Origin of the sequence: Bradyrhizobium sp. SZCCHNRI20481 (assembly GCF_032485055.1) — a bacterium.
Taxonomy (GTDB): Bacteria; Pseudomonadota; Alphaproteobacteria; order Rhizobiales; family Xanthobacteraceae; genus Bradyrhizobium.
Map to the genome: position 1 here is coordinate 431,627 of NZ_JAUEUE010000003.1, position 18,133 is coordinate 449,759.

Below are 18,133 nucleotides of genomic sequence, written 5' to 3' on the forward strand. Positions count from 1 at the left end.
GCCCATGGTGAGGAACGGGACCGCTGGGCTCAGTTCAGCCGATTTCTTCGCGCGGGGCCGCGCGCGGTTGCGCTTCGACGTTCCGCAGGCCCTGCTCGATCCGGATGTCATTCCGGCCAGCGGAGATTCCGGCACCGACCGCATGCTCGAGATCATCTCCCGCGAGCAGCCCATCCGCCCCGCGGCGGTGCTGATCCCGGTGGTCGACCATCCCGAGCCGACGGTCCTTTTGACCCAGCGCTCGCCGAACCTCTCGAGCCATGCCGGGCAGATCGCCTTTCCCGGCGGCAAGATAGACGTCACCGATGCCTCGCCGCTCGATGCCGCCCTGCGCGAGGCCGAAGAGGAGGTCGGGCTCGACCGCAGCTTCGTCGACCCGATCGGCTATCTCGACGTCTACGGCACCGCCTTCGGCTTCCGCATCCTGCCCACGGTGGCGCGGGTGCGGCCCGGATTCACGCTCAAGATCAACGAGGGCGAGGTCGACGACGCCTTCGAGGTGCCGCTGGCCTTCCTGATGGACCCCGCCAATCATCAGCTGCATTCCAAGGAGTTTCGCGGCATGGAGCGCTTGTATTACGCGATGCCGTTCGCCGAGCGCTACATATGGGGCGCTACAGCGGGCATCCTTCGGGTCTTGTACGAGCGGGTCTGTCAGCCATGATCCGTGGCGTGTTGACGGAAATCGGAATTTTCCTCATTCCTTTTGCGGTTTATGTGTTGTTTTTGCTCGCGACCAAATCGGGGCTGTTGGTGCCTGTCAACTGGCCCTTTCATCTGATCACAAAATTGACGGTGGCGGCGCTGGTGTTGGTGATTGCAAGTCTGGTCCTGCTCGCCGAGTTCTCCGGCGCGCCGCCGCGTTCGACCTATATCCCCGCTCATGTCGAGAACGGCAGGCTCGTTCCAGGGGTCGAGAAATGATCGGCGCGCGGGTGCTGCATGCGCCCTGGCTCTCGTCCGGTCCCGCCGCGCGCGTGCTCGCGCTGCTCAATTGCGACGGCGAGGAGGCGCGGGTGGTCGGCGGCGCCGTGCGCAATGCGCTGCTCGGCATCGCCATCGGCGACATCGACATCGCGACCACGGCGCTGCCGGCGGAGGTGCTCCGGCGCGCCAAGGCGGCGTCGATCAAGAGCGTGCCGACCGGCATCGACCATGGCACCGTGACCCTCGTGCTCGAGGGGCATCCATTCGAGGTCACGACCCTGCGCGAGGACACCGAGACCTTCGGCCGCAAGGCCAAGGTCGAGTTCGGCCGCGACTGGGTCGGCGACGCGCACCGGCGCGACTTCACCATCAATGCGCTGTCCGTCGGGCCGGACGGCGTGGTGCATGATCACGTCGGTGGTCTCGCCGACATCGCCCAACGCCGCGTGCGCTTCATCGGCGATCCCGCCCAGCGCATCGCCGAGGATTATCTGCGCATCCTGCGCTTCTTCCGCATCCATTCGGCATTCGGCCACGGCGTCCCCGACCGCGAGGGCTATCTGGCCTGCATCGCCGGCCGCGCCGGCCTCGCCGCATTGTCCGCCGAGCGGGTGCGCATGGAGATGCTGAAACTGCTCGTCACCGACGGCGCGGTCGGCGCGGTCACGGCGATGGCCGATGGCGGGTTGCTGACGGCGATCCTCGGCGGCGTCGCCTATCTCGGTCCGTTTGCCGCGATGATCGGCATCGAGCGCGAGCTGGAGCTTTCGCCGAGCGCGGTCCGCCGTCTCGCGGCGCTCGCGGTCGCCGTGACCGAGGATGCGCGCCGTCTCGGCGTCAGACTGAAGCTCTCCAATGCCGAGACCAAGGCGCTGGACGGCATGGGCCATCGCTGGTGGCGGTTCGCTTCCGCCGATGAGGCGCGAGTCCGGCGTCTGCTGTATCGTCTCGGCGAGACCGTCTATCGCGACCGCCTGATGCTCGGCTGGGCGCGGGCGCGCGATCGCGACGACCGGCGCTGGCGCGAGCGTGCGCTGTTGCCGCAGCGCTTCACGCCGCCGAAATTGCCGTTGAAGGCGGCCGATTTCATCGCGCGCGGGGTTGCGGAGGGACCGCTTCTCGGTCATGTGCTCACCCTCGCAGAGGATGCTTGGCTCGCGGCGGACTTTCCGCTCGACGAGGCATCGCTGAACGCGATCGCCGATCAGGCGGCGGCGCGTGTCAACCGCGACGGACGTTCATGAATTTTCTGGCAGGCTTTGCCGACATCTCGCTCCTGCAACTCCTGCTCGTCGCTTCCGTCGCTCTCTTTGCTTCCATCATCGGTGGTCTCGCCGGCTACGGCACCGGCGCTCTCATGCCGCTCGTGCTGGTGCCAATGGTCGGCGCCGAACCCGTCGTGCCGATCATCGCGATCTCGGCGATCCTCACCAACCTCAGCCGCGTCGCCGCCTACATCAGCCACGCCGACCGCACGCGCGCCGTGATCGTCATCGCGGCAGCCGCGCTCACGACGGCGCTCGGCGCCTACGGCTACACGCGACTGACCAATGCCGGCGCGGCGTTCGTGATCGGCACCATGCTGATCATGAGCGTCCCGCTGCGGCGGATCCTGCGCAAGCGCGAGGTCAGGATCGGCAATGGCGGCCTTGCCGCCGGAGCAGTCGGTTATGGCGTGCTGGTCGGCGGCACCTCCGGCTCCGGCGTGATCTTGCTGTCGCTGCTGATGGCGGCGGGCCTGGAAGGCGCCGCCGTCATCGCCACCGACGCGATGATCTCGGTGGCGACGGGCGTCATCAAGATCTCGGTGTTTGGTTTGGCCGGCGTGGTCACGGCGCAGGTGCTGGCCTTCGCGCTCCTGATCGGCGCGGTCGCGGTGCCGGGCGCGTTCCTCGCCAAGGCCTTCGTCGCCCGCATGCCGGTGCACATCCACGCCGCCATCCTCGACGCCGCCGTGATCACCGGCGGCGGCGTGATGATCGCGTCGGCGCTGCGGCACCTGCTGCCGGCGGGATAGCCCTTCGGCGTCAGGCTACCTGCTGTGCTGCTCGGCCTCTACGTCCGCCCCCAGCGGCCGATCAGCATCTTCAGGAAACGCTCCGCCGCAGGCGACATCGTGCCGGTTCTGCGGCGCACGACGCCGATGGTGCGTGAGATCTCGGGATTGAGGATGGGGCGCGTGACGAGGAAGGGATGATCGCTCTGCGGTGTCGCCATCTTCGGAAGAACCGAGATGCCAAGCCCAGCCTCGACGAGTCCAAGCGACGTGGAGAGATGCGTCACCTCGTAGAACCAGCGCAGCTTGATCGCTGATTTGGCGAGCGCGGCATCGAGCAGGGTCCGGTTGCCGCTGGACCGGTGGACGGTGATCAGAGGGTAGGGCTCGAGATCGCCCCAGCCGACCGTCGCCATCGCGGCGAGCGGGTGATCCTTGCGCGCGGCGAGCACGAAGGGATCCTCGACCAGACGATCGAAGATCAGCTCGGGGTCCGATGCTCCCATCAGGTTGATGCCGAACTCGACCTCGCCACGCTCGACGGCCTGCAGCCCATCGGTGGCAGGCAGGTCGAGAATGCGAAAGCGGATGTTGGGATATTGATCGTTGAACTCGCGGATGACCGACGGCAGGAAGTAGAACGCCGCGGTCGGCAGGCAGGCGATGGTGACGAGGCCTCCGCGATTGAGGCCGCTGTCGCGCACAGCAAACAGCGAGCCGTCGAACTCCTCGATCATACGCCGCACGAGCGGCACCAGCTCGGCGCCGAGCGCCGTCAGCGCGACGTGACGCGTCGTGCGCTCCAGGAGCGGCGCGCCGATCGCGCCCTCCAGCTTCTGGATGCGCCGGCTCAATGCCGGCTGCGAGAGGTTCAGGGCCTCGGCGGCCCGATGAAAGCTCTCCAGATCGGAGACGCTCAGGAAGGCCCGGAGGTCTAGGATCTCACAATTGATATTAATCATGCATCAATACCGCAATTCTTTGCATTTCAAAGATCGATCTTAGCTCAGTATACGCAACAGTAACGTAGATTGATACGAAATTGACATAACTGAGGCCGGCATGAACGATCTGATCTCGATACCGTGCGTCCTGATGCGAGGCGGAACGTCGAAGGGGCCCTTTTTCCTGGCGTCGGACCTGCCGAGCGATCCGGCCCGGCGAGATGAGATTCTGCTCTCGGTCATGGGCTCCGGTCATCCGCTGCAGATCGACGGCATCGGCGGCGGCAATCCGGTCACGAGCAAGGTCGCCATCGTCGGGCCGGCCAGCGTGCCCGGCGCCGACGTGGATTATCTGTTCGCGCAGGTGCGGATCGATCAGCAACTGGTCGACACCTCGCCCAATTGCGGCAACATGCTTGCCGCGGTCGGACCTTTCGCCATCGAGGCGGGGCTGGTGCCGGCGAAAGGTCCGGCGACGCTGGTCCGCATCCACAACGTCAATACGCGCCAGTTGATCGAGGCCGAGGTGCCGACCCCCAACGGCAAAGTGTCGTATCTCGGCGACGCGTCGATCGACGGTGTCCCAGGGCGAGCGGCGCCGATTGCGCTCACCTTTCTCGATGCGGCCAACCGGATGGACGAGATGTTTCCGACCGGCGAGGCCAATGAGACGATCGACGATGTCGACGTCACGCTGATCGACTGCGCGATGCCGATGATGATCGTGCGTGCGGAGGATCTCGGCGTGACCGGCTATGAGAGCGCCGCCGCGTTGAGTGCGAACGCGGCGCTGCTGGAGCGGCTCGAGCGGCTGCGCGTGGCGGCCGGCGGGCGCATGGGACTCGGCGACGTCCGCGACCGTGTCATTCCCAAGCCGGTGCTGCTCGCCCCCGCGGTGCACGGCGGCCACGTGTCGGCCCGCTATTTCATGCCGCACGATTGCCACCCGTCGCTTGCCACCACCGGCGCCGTCGGCATCGCCACCTCGCTGATCGTGGCGGACACGGTGAGCGCGCGCCTCGCTGGGCTGCAGGTCGCGCCTGCGGTCATCGGCATCGAGCACCCGATGGGCCATATCGACGTCAAGCTGCAGGAGCGCGATGGCCGGATCGTGGCTGGGATTTTGCGGACCGCCCGCAGGCTGTTCGAAGGCTGCGTGTTCGCAAAACCCACGACACGGATGGTACACGCCGCCTGAGCGCACGCGCCGTCCGGACTCAATCGACATCGATAACAAGGGAGGAAGTCACATGCGTCGTCTCATGCTCGCCGTCACTGCGGCTGTCGCAATCTGCGGCTCGGCCGCCGCCGAGCCCGTGCGCATCAGCGTCGGCTCGTACAATCTGAACAACCTGCCGTTTCCGGTTGCGGTGGGCCTTGGCCTGTTCCAGAAGGAAGGGCTCGACATCACCGTGGAGAATTTCGCCTCCGGCGGCTCCAAGACGCTGCAGGCGCTGGTCGCCGGATCGACCGATGTCGCCGTCGGCTTCTACGACCACACCATCCAGATGCAGTCGCAGAACAAGTCGGTCGTCGGCTTCGTACTGCTGTCGCGCAATTCCGGTCTGGTGCTGGCCGGTGGCAAGTCTGCGACGTTCGACCCGGCCAGGCCGGAGACCATCAAGGGCGCCAAGATCGGCATCACCGCCCCTGGCTCATCCTCGGACTTCTTCGTCCGCTATTATCTCAAGCAGAACAAGATCCCCGCCGAGAGCGTGTATCTGATCGGCGTCGGATCAGGGGCCGCTGCCGTGGCCGCGCTGGAGCAGGGCAAGATCGACCTGCTGGTGAACTACGATCCGGCCGCGACCTATGTGGAGCAGAAGGGGATCGGCAAGATCCTGATCGATGCGCGAAGCGACGAGGGCGCCAAGCAGGTCTATGGCGGCATCTATCCGACCTCCGTGCTCTACGCGACACAGCAGTACATCGCCAAGAACCCGGGCACGGTCCAGAAGATCACCAACGCCATGGTCAAGGCGCTGCGCTGGATCGCCACGCACAATGCCGAGGAGATCGTCGCGGTGCTGCCGAACGATTTCATCTCCGGCGAGAAGCAGACCTATACGAAAGCGGTCGAGAAGGCCAAGGCGATCTTCTCCAGGGATGGGCAGTTCGACGAGACCGACGTGCAGACGCCGCTGCTCGTGCTCAAGAGCTTCAACGACAAGGTGGATGCGACGTCGATCGACCTCGCCAAGACCTACACCAACGCCTTCGCCGTGAAGGCGCAGAGCGTCTCGAACTGATCGGGAGGGAAACAATGGCACTCGCCGTCGTCAAGGACCCGGACCCGATGGTCCAGTGCCGCAGCGCCAGGAACATGGTGGAGATCAATCAGGTCACCATGTCCTTCGGCAACTACACCGCCGTCAGGGACGTGAACCTCACGGTCGCCGATGGCGAGTTTCTCGCCATTGCCGGTCCGACCGGCTGCGGCAAGAGCACCATCCTCAACGCGATCGCGGGCCTCTTGAAGCCGAGCGCCGGCAGCATCGCCATCGATGGCCAGCCGGTGCGCGGTGTCCAGGGCAACATCGGCTATCTGTTCCAGCAGGATGCCTTGCTGCCGTGGAAGACCGCGATCGAGAATGTCGAGCTCGGCCCGCTGTTCCGCGGCGTGTCGGCCAGCGAGCGCCATGAGCGCGCAATGGCCTGGCTCGTCAAGGTCGGGCTGAAGGGCTTCGAGCACCGCTATCCGCACCAGCTCTCCGGCGGCCAGCGCAAGCGCGTGCAGATGGCTCAGGCGCTCATCCATGGGCCGAAGGTCATCCTGATGGACGAGCCGTTCTCGGCGCTCGACATCCACACCCGCCATCTGATGCAGAACGAGCTGCTGCGGCTGTGGCAGGAGGAGAAGCGCGCGGTGGTCATGATCACCCACGATCTCGAGGAGGCCATCGCGCTGGGGGATCGCGTCGTCGTTCTGGCCTCGGGACCGGCCTCGCGGGTCATCGACAGCTTCCCGGTCGACCTGGAGCGGCCGCGCGACGTGGCCGAGATCAAGCTCGATCCGCGCTTCACCGATCTCTATCGCAACATCTGGGCCTCGCTGCGCGGGGAAGTGGAGAAAAGCTATGCCCGCCATGACTGAACGCCTCATCCAGCTCGCACTGCTGATCGTCATCGTCGGCGGCTGGCAGGTCGGCGTCACCTACGGCGTCATCGATCCGTTCTTCTTCCCGGCGCCGCTGGCGGTGCTCAAGCAGGTGTTTGCCTGGCTGTCGGCGCAGAGCTTCTACGCGCATGTCTCGACGACGCTGACCGAGACGATCCTCGGCTACATCATCGGCACCGGACTCGGCGTCACCGCCGGCGTCTGGCTCGGCCTCAACCATTCCGCGGCGCGCATCCTCGATCCCTTCATCAAGGCGCTCAACGCCGTGCCGCGCGTGGTGCTGGCGCCGATCTTCGTGCTATGGCTCGGCCTTGGCCTGTGGTCGAAGGTGGCGCTTGCCGTGACCCTGGTGTTCTTCGTCACTTTCTTCAACGCGCTGCAGGGCGTGCGCGAGGTCAACCCGGTGGTGCTGGCGAATGCCCGCATCCTCGGCGCCCGGCGCTCGGAGCTGCTGCGTCACGTCTACTTCCCGGCGGCTGCGAGCTGGATCCTGTCGTCGCTGCGCACCTCGGTCGGCTTTGCGGTGGTCGGCGCCATCATCGGCGAATATCTCGGCTCGTCCGCCGGGCTCGGCCATCTGATCGCGCAGGCCGAAGGCAATTTCGATGCGGTCGGCGTGTTCGCCGGCATCTTCATCCTGGCGATCTTCGTGCTGTGCATCGACGCGCTGCTCGACCTCGTGGAGAGCCGCCTGATCAAATGGCGCCCCAACGTCGCCGAGCGTCCGGCCTGATCCGGATACGACAGAGCGCCGGTCCTGACGGGCCGGCGCTCTGGCATCGATCACCAGGCTTCAGGCCGGCACGAGCTCGGTCAGCGAGCGGATGATGCGGTCGGGCTTGACATCGGTGCCTTCCGGCAGGCCGTCGCCATGGACGTCGATCCAGATCGAATAGATGCCGAGCCGCTGTGGCGCCACGATCTCCCATTCGAGATTGTCGCCGATCATCCAGGTGTCTTCGGGGCCGACGCCGAGCCGCTCCATCGCGTGCCAATAGGCGCGCTCCTCGGGTTTGCCGAAGCCGTGCTCGCCCTCGATCTGGATGTGGTCGAAGCGGTGCGCCAGCGCGAAGCGCTCGATCTTGGCGCGCTGCTGGCCGGCCTCGCCGTTGGTCACGAGCGCCAGCCGGACGCCGCGCGCCTTGAATGCGTCGATCGCCTCATGCGCGCCGGGAAAGATGAACATCTGCTCGTCGCGATAGGCGGTGAAGCGGTCGGCGATGCGGATCGCAAGCTCGGTCGGCAGCGCCGGGCCTGCGGCGGTCAACGCCGCGAAGCCGCCCTTGACCACCTCCTGGCGGGCCTGGATCAGCTTCATCCGCCATTCGGCGCCGGCGATCGACCAGAAGCTGCGCGCCGAGGAGAGGATCGCGGCCGCCACCTCCTGCGAGGTATGCGGCGCCAGCTCGTCGGCGAATTCGGTGGCGACGATGTTCCACGCGATCTCGGGCCGGCCATAGGCCGAAAGGATGGTGTCGTCCATGTCGATCAGCATGGCGCGGGGCAGGGGAGCGGTCATCTCCTGGGTACGCGGCGGCGGGGCTGAAGGTTTCAGGGCCATTTCACTTCGGGCGGCATCGAGGACAGGATCGAGTCGACATTGCCGCCGGTTTTCAGCCCAAATGTGGTGCCACGGTCATAAAGCAGGTTGAATTCGACATAGCGGCCGCGCCGGATCAACTGCTCCTCGCGGTCCGCGTCGGTCCAAGGCGCGCTGAAATTACGGCGGACCAGCTCCGGATAGACCTTCAGGAAGGCGCGGCCAACATCCTGGGTGAAGGCGAGATCGGCCTCCCAGTCGCCGGAATCGTGATGGTCGTAGAAGATGCCGCCGATGCCGCGCGGCTCCTTGCGATGGGGAAGGTAGAAGTACTCGTCGCACCAGCGCTTGTACTTGTCGTACGACGCGACCGCCGCATGCGCATCGCAGGCGCTCTTCATCGCGGCGTGGAAGGCGAGCGTATCCGGGTCTTCCTGAGTGCGGCGGCGGTCGAGCACCGGCGTCAGGTCGGCGCCGCCGCCGAACCAGGCCTTGGTGGTCACGACGAAGCGCGTGTTCATGTGCACCGCCGGCACGTGCGGCGACCACAGATGCGCGATCAGCGAGATGCCCGAGGCCCAGAACCGCGGATCCTCGGCGGCGCCCGGGATCTGGCTGCGGAATTCGGGCGCGAACTCGCCATGCACGGTGGAGCAGTGCACGCCGACCTTCTCGAACAGCCGGCCGTGCATCATGCTCATGACGCCGCCGCCGCCCGGGCCGCCGGCATGATCGGTGCGCTCCCATGGCGTGCGCACGAAGCGGCTGGCCTGACGTGGATAGAGGGCGGCTGGCGCCTCGTCCTCGAGCCGCTCGAACGCCGCGCAGATCTGGTCGCGCAGGCTCTCGAACCAGGCGCGGGCGCGGGCCTTGCGATCCTCGATGGCGGCAGTGGTCATGGCAGTTTTCCCCGGGGCGCGTTTCTTTCACCCTCCCCTGGAGGGGAGGGTGGGACCGCTCATGTCGCTACACCTGGCTACTACCATAAGCGATCAGCCCTGCGGGCCAAAATAGGTGCAGGTCTCGCGGCAGCTGTCGCGGTGGACGCTGACCTTGGTGACATGGCCGATGGAGCGGACGCGCTCATAGATGAAGCGCGACAGGTTTTCGAGCGTCGGCAGCCCGATCGCCTCGATCTTGTTCAGGAACTTGTGGTCGAGCATGGCCTGGATCTCGCTCAAGCGCTGCGTCAGCACGCCGAAATCCACCACCATGCCGGTCTCGGGATTGGTCGCATCGCCGCGCACCGTCACCTCGGCGCGGAAGGAATGGCCGTGGATCTCCTGGCTGGCTTCGCCGAGCGTCGTAATCGGCAGCGTATGCGCGGCCTCGAAGGTGAACGACTTGGTCAATTCCCACATCGTGTCAGTCACAATCCCTATCTGATGCCGATCATCTTGTGCGTCTGCAGGCTGAGCCGCCATTGCGGATGATGCTGGCAGTATTGAATCGCGCGCGCCGTGTTCGCGGCCGCGTCGGGCCCGTCCATCGGCTGCAGCGAGAAACGCTCGAAGGCGAGGCCTTCGAACCGCTCCGGCTCGGCGCCGTCCTGCGGATAGACCAGCTTCAGCTCATGGCCCTGCCGCAGCTTCAACTCGGTGCCCGCTTTCGGGCTGACGCAGATCCAGTCGATGCCGTCGGGCGGAATGAGCGTGCCGTTGGTCTCGATCCCGACCGCGAAGCCGCGGGCGTGAAGCGCCGTGATCAGGTCGGCATCGACCTGCAGCAGCGGCTCGCCGCCGGTGAGGATCGTATAGCGGTCGGCGGCACCGCCTGTCCATTGCCCGGCAATCGCCTCGGCGAGACCGGCGCTGTCATAGCGGCCCCCGAGCGTGCCGTCGGTGCCGACGAAATCGGTGTCACAGAACCGGCACGTCGCGGTTGCGCGGTCGGCCTCGCGTCCGCTCCACAGGTTGCAGCCGGCGAAGCGGCAGAACACCGCGGCGCGCCCCGCCTGGGCGCCTTCGCCCTGCAGGGTCATGAAGATTTCCTTCACCGCGTAGCTCACCCTTCGGCTCCTTGCGCAGATTGCATTTGGGCGAATTGTCCGGTCTGGCGCAGCGCCTCGCCGGCGGCCATCGCCGCCGCCATCGCCACGTTCAGCGAGCGCAGCCCGGGCTGCAGCGGAATCCGCAGCCGCGCATCGGCGACCTCCGCCACGGCCTCCGGCACGCCGGCGCTCTCGCGCCCGAGCAGCAGGATGTCGTCCGCGCCGTAGCTGAAGTCGAGATAGCAGGTCGCGGCCTTGGTCGTCAGCAGCAGCAGGCGATGGCCCGCCGCCGCCCGCCAGGCCTCGAACGCGTGCCATGAGTCGTGGCGCCGCCAATTCAACTGGTCCAGATAGTCCATGCCGGCGCGGCGGAACTGCCGGTCCGACACCGGAAAGCCGGCCGGCTCGATGATGTGGGCCGCGAGCCCGAGGCAGGCGCACAGCCGCAGGATCGTTCCGGTGTTCTGCGGAATGTCGGGTTGATAGAGCGCGATCTGCATGCGAATTGGTCTTAAGACTGAGGCGGAAAGTCCGCTTCCTGCGCGGGAATTGGTGCATGGCGTGCTGCAGGGCCGATAGCGGGCTTGCGCTCGTATCGCAAGGGTGCCAATAGAACGATTCTGGACGGCTTGTTCCCCAGGGGCGGTGGAGCGAGCCGTTTTCTGCCGCCGCGGGGGACGCGGGCGCCGGCAGGATCTCCCGGTCACGTGATCTCCAACGCCGAGATCCAAGACGTCGAGCGGGGCGGTTCCACCGGCTGCAACGAAGAAAGGGTTGGAATCGTGACAGCGTCTACTGCGGATCATCCGACACGCCGGGATTTTCTTTTCGTCGCCACGGGCGCGACCGCGGCGGTCGGTGGTGTGGCCGCCCTGTGGCCCTTCATCTCCCAGATGAATCCCGATGCCTCGACCATCGCGGCCGGCGCGCCGATCGAGGTCGACCTCTCTCCGGTCGCCGAAGGTCAGGACATCAAGGTGTTCTGGCGCGGCAAGCCGATCTACATCTCCCACCGCACCAAGAAGCAGGTCGAGGAGGTCCGTAAGGTTCCCGTGTCGAGCCTGATCGATCCGGCGACCGACCAGTCGCGCACCAAGGACGGCCACGAGCAGTGGCTGGTCGTGATCGGCATCTGCACCCATCTCGGCTGCATCCCGATCGCCCATGAAGGCAACTACGACGGCTTCTTCTGCCCGTGCCACGGCTCCCAGTACGATGCTTCCGGCCGCGTGCGCCAGGGGCCGGCGCCGCTCAACCTTCCCGTCCCGCCCTATCAGTTCGTTTCCGACACCAAGATCCAGATCGGCTGAGCGGACGTTCGTCTTCAGCTCACGCTCGATCGTGCAAGATAATTTCTTCAGGAACGCATCATGAGTGGACCTTCTGACTACCAGCCGAGCCACCCCGCCTTGAAGTGGCTCGAGCAAAGACTTCCGATCATCGGCCTGGTCCACTCGTCCTTCGTTGCCTATCCGACGCCGCGGAACCTGAACTATTGGTGGACGTTCGGCGCCATCCTCTCGATGATGCTGGGTGTCCAGATCGTCACCGGCGTCATCCTGGCGATGCACTACACGCCGCATGCCGACCTGGCCTTCAAGTCGGTCGAACTGATCGTGCGCGACGTGAACTACGGCTGGCTGCTGCGCAACATGCATGCCTGCGGCGCGTCGATGTTCTTCCTCGCCGTCTACATCCACATGTTCCGCGGCCTCTATTACGGGTCATACAAGGCGCCGCGCGAGGTGCTCTGGATCCTCGGGGTCATCATCTATCTCTTGATGATGGCGACGGGCTTCATGGGCTATGTGCTGCCGTGGGGCCAGATGAGCTTCTGGGGCGCCACCGTCATCACCAATTTGTTCTCGGCCGTGCCGTATTTCGGCGAGAGCATCGTGACCCTGCTGTGGGGCGGCTATTCGGTCGGCAACCCGACCCTGAACCGCTTTTTCGCGCTTCACTATCTGCTGCCGTTCCTGATCGCCGGCGTGGTCGTGCTGCACGTCTGGGCGCTGCACGTCGCCGGCCAGAACAACCCGGCCGGCGTCGAGCCGAAGACCGAGAAGGACATGGTGCCGTTCACGCCCTACGCCACCATCAAGGACTTCTTCGGCGCCACCTGCTTCCTGATCTTCTATTCCTGGTTTATCTTCTACATGCCGAACTATCTCGGCGAGGCCGACAACTACATCCCGGCCAACCCGGCGGTGACGCCGGCGCATATCGTGCCCGAATGGTACTACCTGCCGTTCTACGCCATCCTGCGCTCGATCCCGAATAAGCTCGCCGGCGTCGTGGCGATGTTCGCGGCGATCATCGTGCTGGTGTTCCTGCCCTGGCTCGACTCGGCCAAGACCCGCTCCAACAAGTACCGTCCGCTCGGCAAGCAGTTCTTCTGGATCTTCGTCGTCGTCTGCATCGGCCTTGGCTATCTCGGCGCGCAGCCGCCGGAGGGCGTCTATGTCGTGCTCGGCCGCATCCTGACGGTGCTGTATTTCGCCTACTTCCTGATCGTGCTGCCGCTGCTCGCGCGCATCGAGCGGCCGCGCCCGCTGCCGAACTCGATCGCCGACGACGTGCTGGCGAAGTCCGGCCGCAAGGCGGCGCCGATGGTCTCGACCGCGATCGCGCTGGTCGCTGCGGTGTCGCTGCTCGCCGGCAGCATGGGCGACGCCCGTGCCAGCGAAGGCCAGGAGAACCCGCCGTCGGCGAGCTGGTCGTTCGCCGGTCCGTTCGGTACCTTCGATCGCGGCGCCGTGCAGCGCGGCCTCAAGGTCTACAAGGAAGTCTGCTCGAACTGCCATTCGCTGCAATACGTGGCGTTCCGCAACCTCGCCGAGCCCGGTGGCCCCGGCTACTCGGCGGCGCAGGCCGCCGCCTTCGCGGCCGAGTACAAGATCAAGGACGGTCCCAACGACGCCGGCGACATGTTCGAGCGTCCGGGCCGGCCGGCCGACTACTTCCCGTCGCCGTTCCCGAACGAACAGGCCGCACGGGCCGCCAATGGCGGTGCGGCCCCGCCGGACCTGTCGCTGATGGCCAAGGCGCGCTCATACAAGCGCGGCTTCCCCTGGTTCCTGATCGACTTCTTCACCCAGTTCCAGGAGCAGGGCCCGAACTACATCAACGCGCTGCTGCAGGGCTATGAAGAAACCCCGCCGCACGGCGTCACCATCCCGGAGGGCTCGTACTACAACAAGTACTTCCCCGGGCATGCGATCAAGATGCCGCCGCCGCTGTCCGACGGCCAGGTGACGTTCGACGACGGCTCGCCGGCCACCGTGAAGCAGTATGCCCACGACGTCGCGACCTTCCTGATGTGGACCGCCGAGCCGCACATGGAAGCGCGCAAGCGCCTCGGCTACCAGGTGTTCATCTTCCTGATCATCTTCGCCGGGCTGATGTACTTCACCAAGAAGCGGGTCTGGGCCGCCGCGCATTGAGCGGTGATCGGAAACCTCTGATGAAAACGAAAAGCCCCTCCGGGGGCTTTTTTGTTGTCCCTGTGTTAGTTGGGCTCGGGCCAGGGGAGGCCTTTTCCGCAGCGCAGCCGGGAAAACGGAGTTCGCCTATGCCGTCACTTCTCGCCTTCGCCGGCGCCGCCGTGCTGGAGATCGGCGGCTGCTTCGCGTTCTGGGCTTGGCTGCGGCTCGGGCAGTCGTCGCTATGGCTGTTGCCCGGCATGGCCGCGCTCGCCGGCTTCGCGACACTTCTCACCGTGGCCGACAGCCCGCTCGCTGGCCGCGCCTACGCCGCCTATGGCGGCATCTATATCACTGCGGCGCTGCTATGGGGCTGGCTGGTCGAGGGCCATCGTCCCGATCCGTGGGACGCCGCCGGCGCCCTGATCTGCCTCGCCGGCATGGCCGTGATCCTGTTCGCGCCGCGCGCGATGCCGGTTTAGCGCCCGCAGCCCGGATGAGCGCAGCGACATCCTGGATCGCAACAGTGCCGGCGAGGACCCCGGATGTCGCTGCGCTCATCCGGCTACGAATCCTCTCACGTTGAAGCGAACCCGATTGCTCCCGTCGCGCCGGACACGGATTTGCGGTAAACCGCGCTCCTGAGCATCCCAATCAGAAAATGCGGAGGAACACATGGGCACACTCATCAGCTTCAAGCGCCCCGACGGCCAGGAGGCCAAGGGCTATCTCGCCAAGGCCGCGCAGGCCGATGCGCCGGGCGTCGTCGTCATCCAGGAATGGTGGGGCCTGCAGGACCAGATCAAGGGGATGTGCGATCGTTTCGCGCTCGCCGGCTTCAACGCGTTGGCGCCCGATCTCTACAAGGGCACGGTGGTGCCCTATCACGACACGGATGCGGCGGGCCGGGAGATGAACTCGCTCGACTTCATGGACGCGACCACGCAGACCGTGCGCGGGGCCGCGCAATATCTGGCGCGCAACGGCGCCAAGGTCGGCCTCACCGGCTTCTGCCTCGGTGGCGCGGTGACGATCATCGGCGCGACCAAGATCGACGAGTTCGCCGCCGGCGTCGTGTTCTATGGCATTCCGCCGGAGCAGGCGGCGAAGCCGGCCGACGTCAAGATCCCGCTGCAGGCCCACTTTGCCAACAAGGATGATTGGTGCACGCCGGCGCTGGTGGACGGCTTCGAGAAGGCGATGAAGGCCGCCGGCAAGTCGCTCGAGCTCTATCGCTACGATGCCGAGCATGCCTTCGTGAACGAGCAGCGCATGACCGTGCACGATCGCAGGGCCGCCGAGCTCGCCTGGGGCCGCGCCACGGCGTTCTTCCACAAGCACCTCGGCTGAGCCGAGAGGGCCGGCGTGTCGGTCCTCAACCGTGCCGCGCGGACTCAAACCGCGCGGGCGGTCTTGGTCTCGGCCGACGGCTGTTCGGCCTCATCGAGAGCCGAAGCGTCGTTTGCAGGATCCAAGGGATCGGCGCTGGTCACCGCGTCGGCGGGGCGTCGCCGACGCTTCGTCCGCTTCGCCTGCGCTTCGAGGAAGCAATCGAGCAGCGTCGGCTGCTTCGGGAGCGCATGCGACACTGAAGGCTGTTTGCCGCGGGCCATGTTAACCAAGGTAATTCAATATGGTTAACCAATCATTGCCACACTATTGCAGCTAGACAACAGTGTTGCCCTCGCGCATAGCCAAGTTATGTAACTTTTTTGGGGTTGCGACAATCATTGGTCGATAAGTGAAGCATTCTGCACGCGCGCAACATGAGGTTGTGGAGGGGGCTCACAGCCGCCGGCTGCAGCTTTTCGCCGCTTGCCGCCGTACGCTTCCGCGAATCACCGGGATTTTGTGGGGATCTGAGCATTGATCATGTTCGCAGCGCGTCGCTTCGTTCGATGGTCGAATTCGCCGTGTCTCGCCGTCGGTTGCGTCGCCGAAACAATCTGAGGTAGCGTTTTCCGGTCCCTCTGCTGATGGAGAAAGCCGTGCGTGTGGCCTTTGCGCTGGCTGGGCTGGGCGGCTTGAACGCCCATGGCGCCGGCTTCCTCGACACCGCCCGCGCCTGGGGCGTCACGCCGGATCTCGTCACCGCGACGTCCGGCCAGATCCTGGTGCTGTCGGCGTGGCTTCAGGGTCTCGATCTGCGCAACGAGCTGATGTCCTCCGACCGCCTCAGAGATCCGGCGTCGCAGCTGCGCACAGTGCTGTTCGGCTATCCCGGCGTGTTTCGTCCCGCCTATGCCGAGGCGCTGGCGCGATTCGTCTCCTGGCCGGATTGGCGCGACGGCCCGTTCAACGCCCTCGCGGACCGGCTGTGGCCGGCGCAGCAATATGTCCCGGTGCGCAGCGAGGCTGACTTCGCGCACGCGGCGGAGACGCTCAATGCCACGCCGATCGGCGTCGTGTTCAACACCTATGATCCCGAGGCGGGCACGGGCTATCTCTATGGCAACGAGGCGGCGCGGGCGCTGCTGCCGGCGGAGAAGTCGGTTCCCAACGCCCATGCCGTCAAGGCGCGGCAATCGGCGGCCAAGCGCGATCTGCGCTACGCCTCCGAGGTGCTGGCCGAGCGCGCCATCCGCCCGATCACGCCAGAGGCGGTCAAGGCTGCGCTGTGGCTGTCGCTCTACGGTTTCACCAAGCTGCCGCAGGGACAGATGGACGGCGCCTATCACCGCGCCAGCATCATCTCCGAGCTGCACGGCTTCGACCGCATCTTCGCCGTCCGCCCGCTCGCCCAGGGGTGGCAGGGCCAGGCGCCCGCCAACTGGTTCGAGGTGCAGGACTGGACCACTGAGATGTGGTTCTCGGTCGGCTACAAGGCCGAGGTCGACGCGCTCAAGCGCATCAACGATCTGATCGCGGGCGGCGTGATCACCGATCCCAAATACAAGACCGTCGATCTGGTCGAGATCCAGCCGGAAACGCCGGCCGGCTATTTCAACTACTTCGTCGAGCGCGGCGAGGTGTATGAGAATGCCGTGGTGGCGACGGAGATGAAGTTCGCTGAGCTCGGGCTGGTGAAGCCGGGGACGTGAGGCGGCATCGTGCGTCAGCCGACGAGGAATAGGGGTGCATGCCAGTCGATGTCCGGCTCGATCCTTCATGTCGTCTTCAACATGTCCGCGGCGGCCACGTTGCGGGCTGCGCTCCAGCAAGCTGGTCGCGATGAGCGCGTCATTGGTCTTGCCGACAGCCTGAGCTTCGGCCCGATCGCTCCGCCCGATCCGGCGCTGCGAACCGCCTGGGTGGACCAGGAATTGGAAGTCTCCGGTTGGGACGAAGTCGGCGGCCAAGCGATAGCGTTCTGGGATGAGGCGCTCTCACACCACTCCCGGCGGATCGCCTGGCTCACGCGGCGGTCGACCCAGGAATATGCCGGCTTCCTCGAACTCCTGTGGCGGCTTGGCGATGAGCCGATCGAGATCGTCGATTTCACCGACGCTGTCGTGAGGGCAGGGGACAATGGCGCACCCAACCCGCACCAGGTGTTCAGCCTGGGCGAGCTGAAGTCCTCCATCATTAGCGATAATCAACTCTGGAGTTTTCGGCAGGATCTGACATCGGACATACGCGATGCCTGTCGCGGCCAATGGGCACGCCTCAGGGCGGAGAATGCGCCTTTCCGGATTCTCCGCGATGGCGAGCTCGTCTCAGCCCCGATCACGCACTTCGATCCCCTGCTGCTGTCCTGCGCCACCGCAGAATGGAAGAAGACTGCGAGGATCATCGGGGAGGCGCTCTGCGAGACCTGTACCGACGGGATGCAGACAGGGCATCTGCAGTTGTTCGCACGTGTCCGCGCGCTCGTCGCAGCAGCCCGCCTGGAGTATCGTGGCGATTTGCTTCATATGCATCGCAGCGAGTTGCGGCTGCCGGCTGGCGCGACAGCGACAGCCTGAAGGACATCCGCACGGTGGGACAGGCTGCCCTGACGCTGCATGCCGGTCCATCCGCGTGCCCCGCTGCCCACCCTCCACTGGAGGGGGAGGGTCGCTCGCACGCGAAGCGTGCGAGCGGGGTGGGGTGAAGCCACGGGCGACGGTCCATGCGGAGAGATCACCCCACCCCGCCTCACGTTTCGCTTCGCTCTCCGTGAGACGACCCTCCCCCTCCAGGGCTACGGGATGCCCGAAAGCGATTCCAAGCGATTTCTGGATGTGATTCAAAGTTTTCGACCGGTTCGGTGGAGA

At 65.8% G+C, this 18,133-nt stretch carries 21 protein-coding genes; 14 read left to right on the forward strand and 7 right to left on the reverse strand.

Annotation, left to right across the window (positions count from 1 at the left end; all coding sequences use genetic code 11):
• Nucleotides 1-4: 4 nt before the first annotated feature.
• Genes QX132_RS06695 through QX132_RS06710 form a run of 4 tightly spaced genes read left to right on the forward strand, consistent with a single transcriptional unit; the run spans nucleotide 5 to nucleotide 2,944 of the window.
• Entirely contained in the window at nucleotides 5-664 is a 660-nt protein-coding gene (locus tag QX132_RS06695; RefSeq protein ID WP_409997670.1) for a CoA pyrophosphatase, read from the forward strand.
• A complete protein-coding gene (locus QX132_RS06700) occupies nucleotides 661-924 on the forward strand; it encodes a DUF6111 family protein (protein ID WP_315776140.1) in 264 nt (87 codons plus the stop codon). The genes QX132_RS06695 and QX132_RS06700 overlap by 4 nt, the downstream gene beginning before the upstream one ends.
• Complete coding sequence (locus QX132_RS06705; protein WP_315738353.1) at nucleotides 921-2,171, forward strand: CCA tRNA nucleotidyltransferase; 1,251 nt, start codon at nucleotides 921-923, stop codon at nucleotides 2,169-2,171. The genes QX132_RS06700 and QX132_RS06705 overlap by 4 nt, the downstream gene beginning before the upstream one ends.
• The gene (locus QX132_RS06710; RefSeq protein ID WP_316160493.1) at nucleotides 2,168-2,944 is read left to right on the forward strand and encodes a TSUP family transporter; all 777 of its coding nucleotides are present in this window, start codon (nucleotides 2,168-2,170) and stop codon (nucleotides 2,942-2,944) included. The genes QX132_RS06705 and QX132_RS06710 overlap by 4 nt, the downstream gene beginning before the upstream one ends.
• Nucleotides 2,945-2,982: 38 nt before the next feature.
• Here the strand turns inward: QX132_RS06710 and QX132_RS06715 are convergent, their stop codons facing one another.
• Entirely contained in the window at nucleotides 2,983-3,882 is a 900-nt protein-coding gene (locus QX132_RS06715; RefSeq protein WP_315738715.1) for a LysR family transcriptional regulator, read from the reverse strand.
• Between the two features lie 103 nt (nucleotides 3,883-3,985).
• Here QX132_RS06715 and QX132_RS06720 point away from each other — a divergent pair, with 103 nt between their 5' ends.
• The 4 genes from QX132_RS06720 to QX132_RS06735 are packed head-to-tail and all read left to right on the forward strand — an operon-like array spanning nucleotide 3,986 to nucleotide 7,718.
• Nucleotides 3,986-5,065 (forward strand): 4-oxalomesaconate tautomerase, encoded by a 1,080-nt coding sequence (locus QX132_RS06720; protein WP_316160495.1) that lies wholly within the window; start codon nucleotides 3,986-3,988, stop codon nucleotides 5,063-5,065.
• 52 nt (nucleotides 5,066-5,117) lie between these two features.
• Nucleotides 5,118-6,116, forward strand: a complete 999-nt coding sequence (locus QX132_RS06725; RefSeq protein ID WP_315796841.1) for an ABC transporter substrate-binding protein — start codon at nucleotides 5,118-5,120, stop codon at nucleotides 6,114-6,116.
• 14 nt (nucleotides 6,117-6,130) lie between these two features.
• Nucleotides 6,131-6,961 (forward strand): ABC transporter ATP-binding protein, encoded by an 831-nt coding sequence (locus tag QX132_RS06730; RefSeq protein WP_316160497.1) that lies wholly within the window; start codon nucleotides 6,131-6,133, stop codon nucleotides 6,959-6,961.
• Nucleotides 6,945-7,718: an ABC transporter permease gene (locus QX132_RS06735; RefSeq protein ID WP_316158272.1), complete on the forward strand. Its 774-nt coding sequence runs from the start codon at nucleotides 6,945-6,947 to the stop codon at nucleotides 7,716-7,718. Before QX132_RS06730 ends, QX132_RS06735 begins: the two co-directional genes overlap by 17 nt.
• A gap of 60 nt (nucleotides 7,719-7,778) precedes the next feature.
• Here QX132_RS06735 and QX132_RS06740 read toward each other — a convergent pair whose 3' ends face one another.
• The 5 genes from QX132_RS06740 to QX132_RS06760 all read right to left on the reverse strand — a co-directional run bounded on the left by QX132_RS06740 (nucleotide 7,779) and on the right by QX132_RS06760 (nucleotide 11,015).
• Nucleotides 7,779-8,504, reverse strand: coding sequence for an HAD family hydrolase (locus QX132_RS06740; RefSeq protein ID WP_316160523.1), 726 nt, complete (start codon nucleotides 8,502-8,504; stop codon nucleotides 7,779-7,781).
• A gap of 32 nt (nucleotides 8,505-8,536) precedes the next feature.
• On the reverse strand, nucleotides 8,537-9,424 hold the full coding sequence (gene hemF / locus QX132_RS06745) for an oxygen-dependent coproporphyrinogen oxidase (RefSeq protein ID WP_315776146.1): 888 nt from the start codon (nucleotides 9,422-9,424) through the stop codon (nucleotides 8,537-8,539).
• Between the two features lie 93 nt (nucleotides 9,425-9,517).
• Complete coding sequence (locus QX132_RS06750) at nucleotides 9,518-9,886, reverse strand: 6-carboxytetrahydropterin synthase (protein ID WP_315738713.1); 369 nt, start codon at nucleotides 9,884-9,886, stop codon at nucleotides 9,518-9,520.
• 17 nt (nucleotides 9,887-9,903) lie between these two features.
• Nucleotides 9,904-10,533, reverse strand: a complete 630-nt coding sequence (gene queE, locus QX132_RS06755) for a 7-carboxy-7-deazaguanine synthase (protein WP_316160498.1) — start codon at nucleotides 10,531-10,533, stop codon at nucleotides 9,904-9,906.
• Entirely contained in the window at nucleotides 10,530-11,015 is a 486-nt protein-coding gene (locus tag QX132_RS06760) for a tRNA (cytidine(34)-2'-O)-methyltransferase (RefSeq protein WP_316160499.1), read from the reverse strand. Before QX132_RS06760 ends, queE begins: the two co-directional genes overlap by 4 nt.
• 279 nt (nucleotides 11,016-11,294) lie before the next feature.
• Here QX132_RS06760 and petA point away from each other — a divergent pair, with 279 nt between their 5' ends.
• The 4 genes from petA to QX132_RS06780 all read left to right on the forward strand — a co-directional run bounded on the left by petA (nucleotide 11,295) and on the right by QX132_RS06780 (nucleotide 15,287).
• Complete coding sequence (gene petA, locus QX132_RS06765) at nucleotides 11,295-11,825, forward strand: ubiquinol-cytochrome c reductase iron-sulfur subunit (protein ID WP_315738712.1); 531 nt, start codon at nucleotides 11,295-11,297, stop codon at nucleotides 11,823-11,825.
• Nucleotides 11,826-11,885: 60 nt separating this feature from the next.
• Nucleotides 11,886-13,958 (forward strand): cytochrome c1, encoded by a 2,073-nt coding sequence (locus QX132_RS06770; RefSeq protein ID WP_316160500.1) that lies wholly within the window; start codon nucleotides 11,886-11,888, stop codon nucleotides 13,956-13,958.
• 128 nt (nucleotides 13,959-14,086) lie between these two features.
• Complete coding sequence (locus QX132_RS06775) at nucleotides 14,087-14,419, forward strand: YnfA family protein (RefSeq protein ID WP_315757032.1); 333 nt, start codon at nucleotides 14,087-14,089, stop codon at nucleotides 14,417-14,419.
• 193 nt (nucleotides 14,420-14,612) lie between these two features.
• A complete protein-coding gene (locus tag QX132_RS06780; protein WP_315811823.1) occupies nucleotides 14,613-15,287 on the forward strand; it encodes a dienelactone hydrolase family protein in 675 nt (224 codons plus the stop codon).
• Between the two features lie 44 nt (nucleotides 15,288-15,331).
• Here the strand turns inward: QX132_RS06780 and QX132_RS06785 are convergent, their stop codons facing one another.
• Nucleotides 15,332-15,550 carry a hypothetical protein gene (locus tag QX132_RS06785; protein WP_315738343.1) on the reverse strand — a complete coding sequence of 73 codons (219 nt, stop codon included), beginning with the start codon at nucleotides 15,548-15,550 and terminating at the stop codon, nucleotides 15,332-15,334.
• Nucleotides 15,551-15,925: 375 nt separating this feature from the next.
• On the opposite strand from QX132_RS06785, the gene QX132_RS06790 reads away from it, so the two are divergent.
• Together QX132_RS06790 and QX132_RS06795 are read left to right on the forward strand one after the other, a co-directional pair.
• Nucleotides 15,926-16,978 carry a hypothetical protein gene (locus QX132_RS06790; protein ID WP_315785714.1) on the forward strand — a complete coding sequence of 351 codons (1,053 nt, stop codon included), beginning with the start codon at nucleotides 15,926-15,928 and terminating at the stop codon, nucleotides 16,976-16,978.
• Between the two features lie 48 nt (nucleotides 16,979-17,026).
• Nucleotides 17,027-17,842 carry a DUF3658 domain-containing protein gene (locus tag QX132_RS06795; protein ID WP_316160502.1) on the forward strand — a complete coding sequence of 272 codons (816 nt, stop codon included), beginning with the start codon at nucleotides 17,027-17,029 and terminating at the stop codon, nucleotides 17,840-17,842.
• The last annotated feature ends 291 nt before the right edge of the window (nucleotides 17,843-18,133 follow it).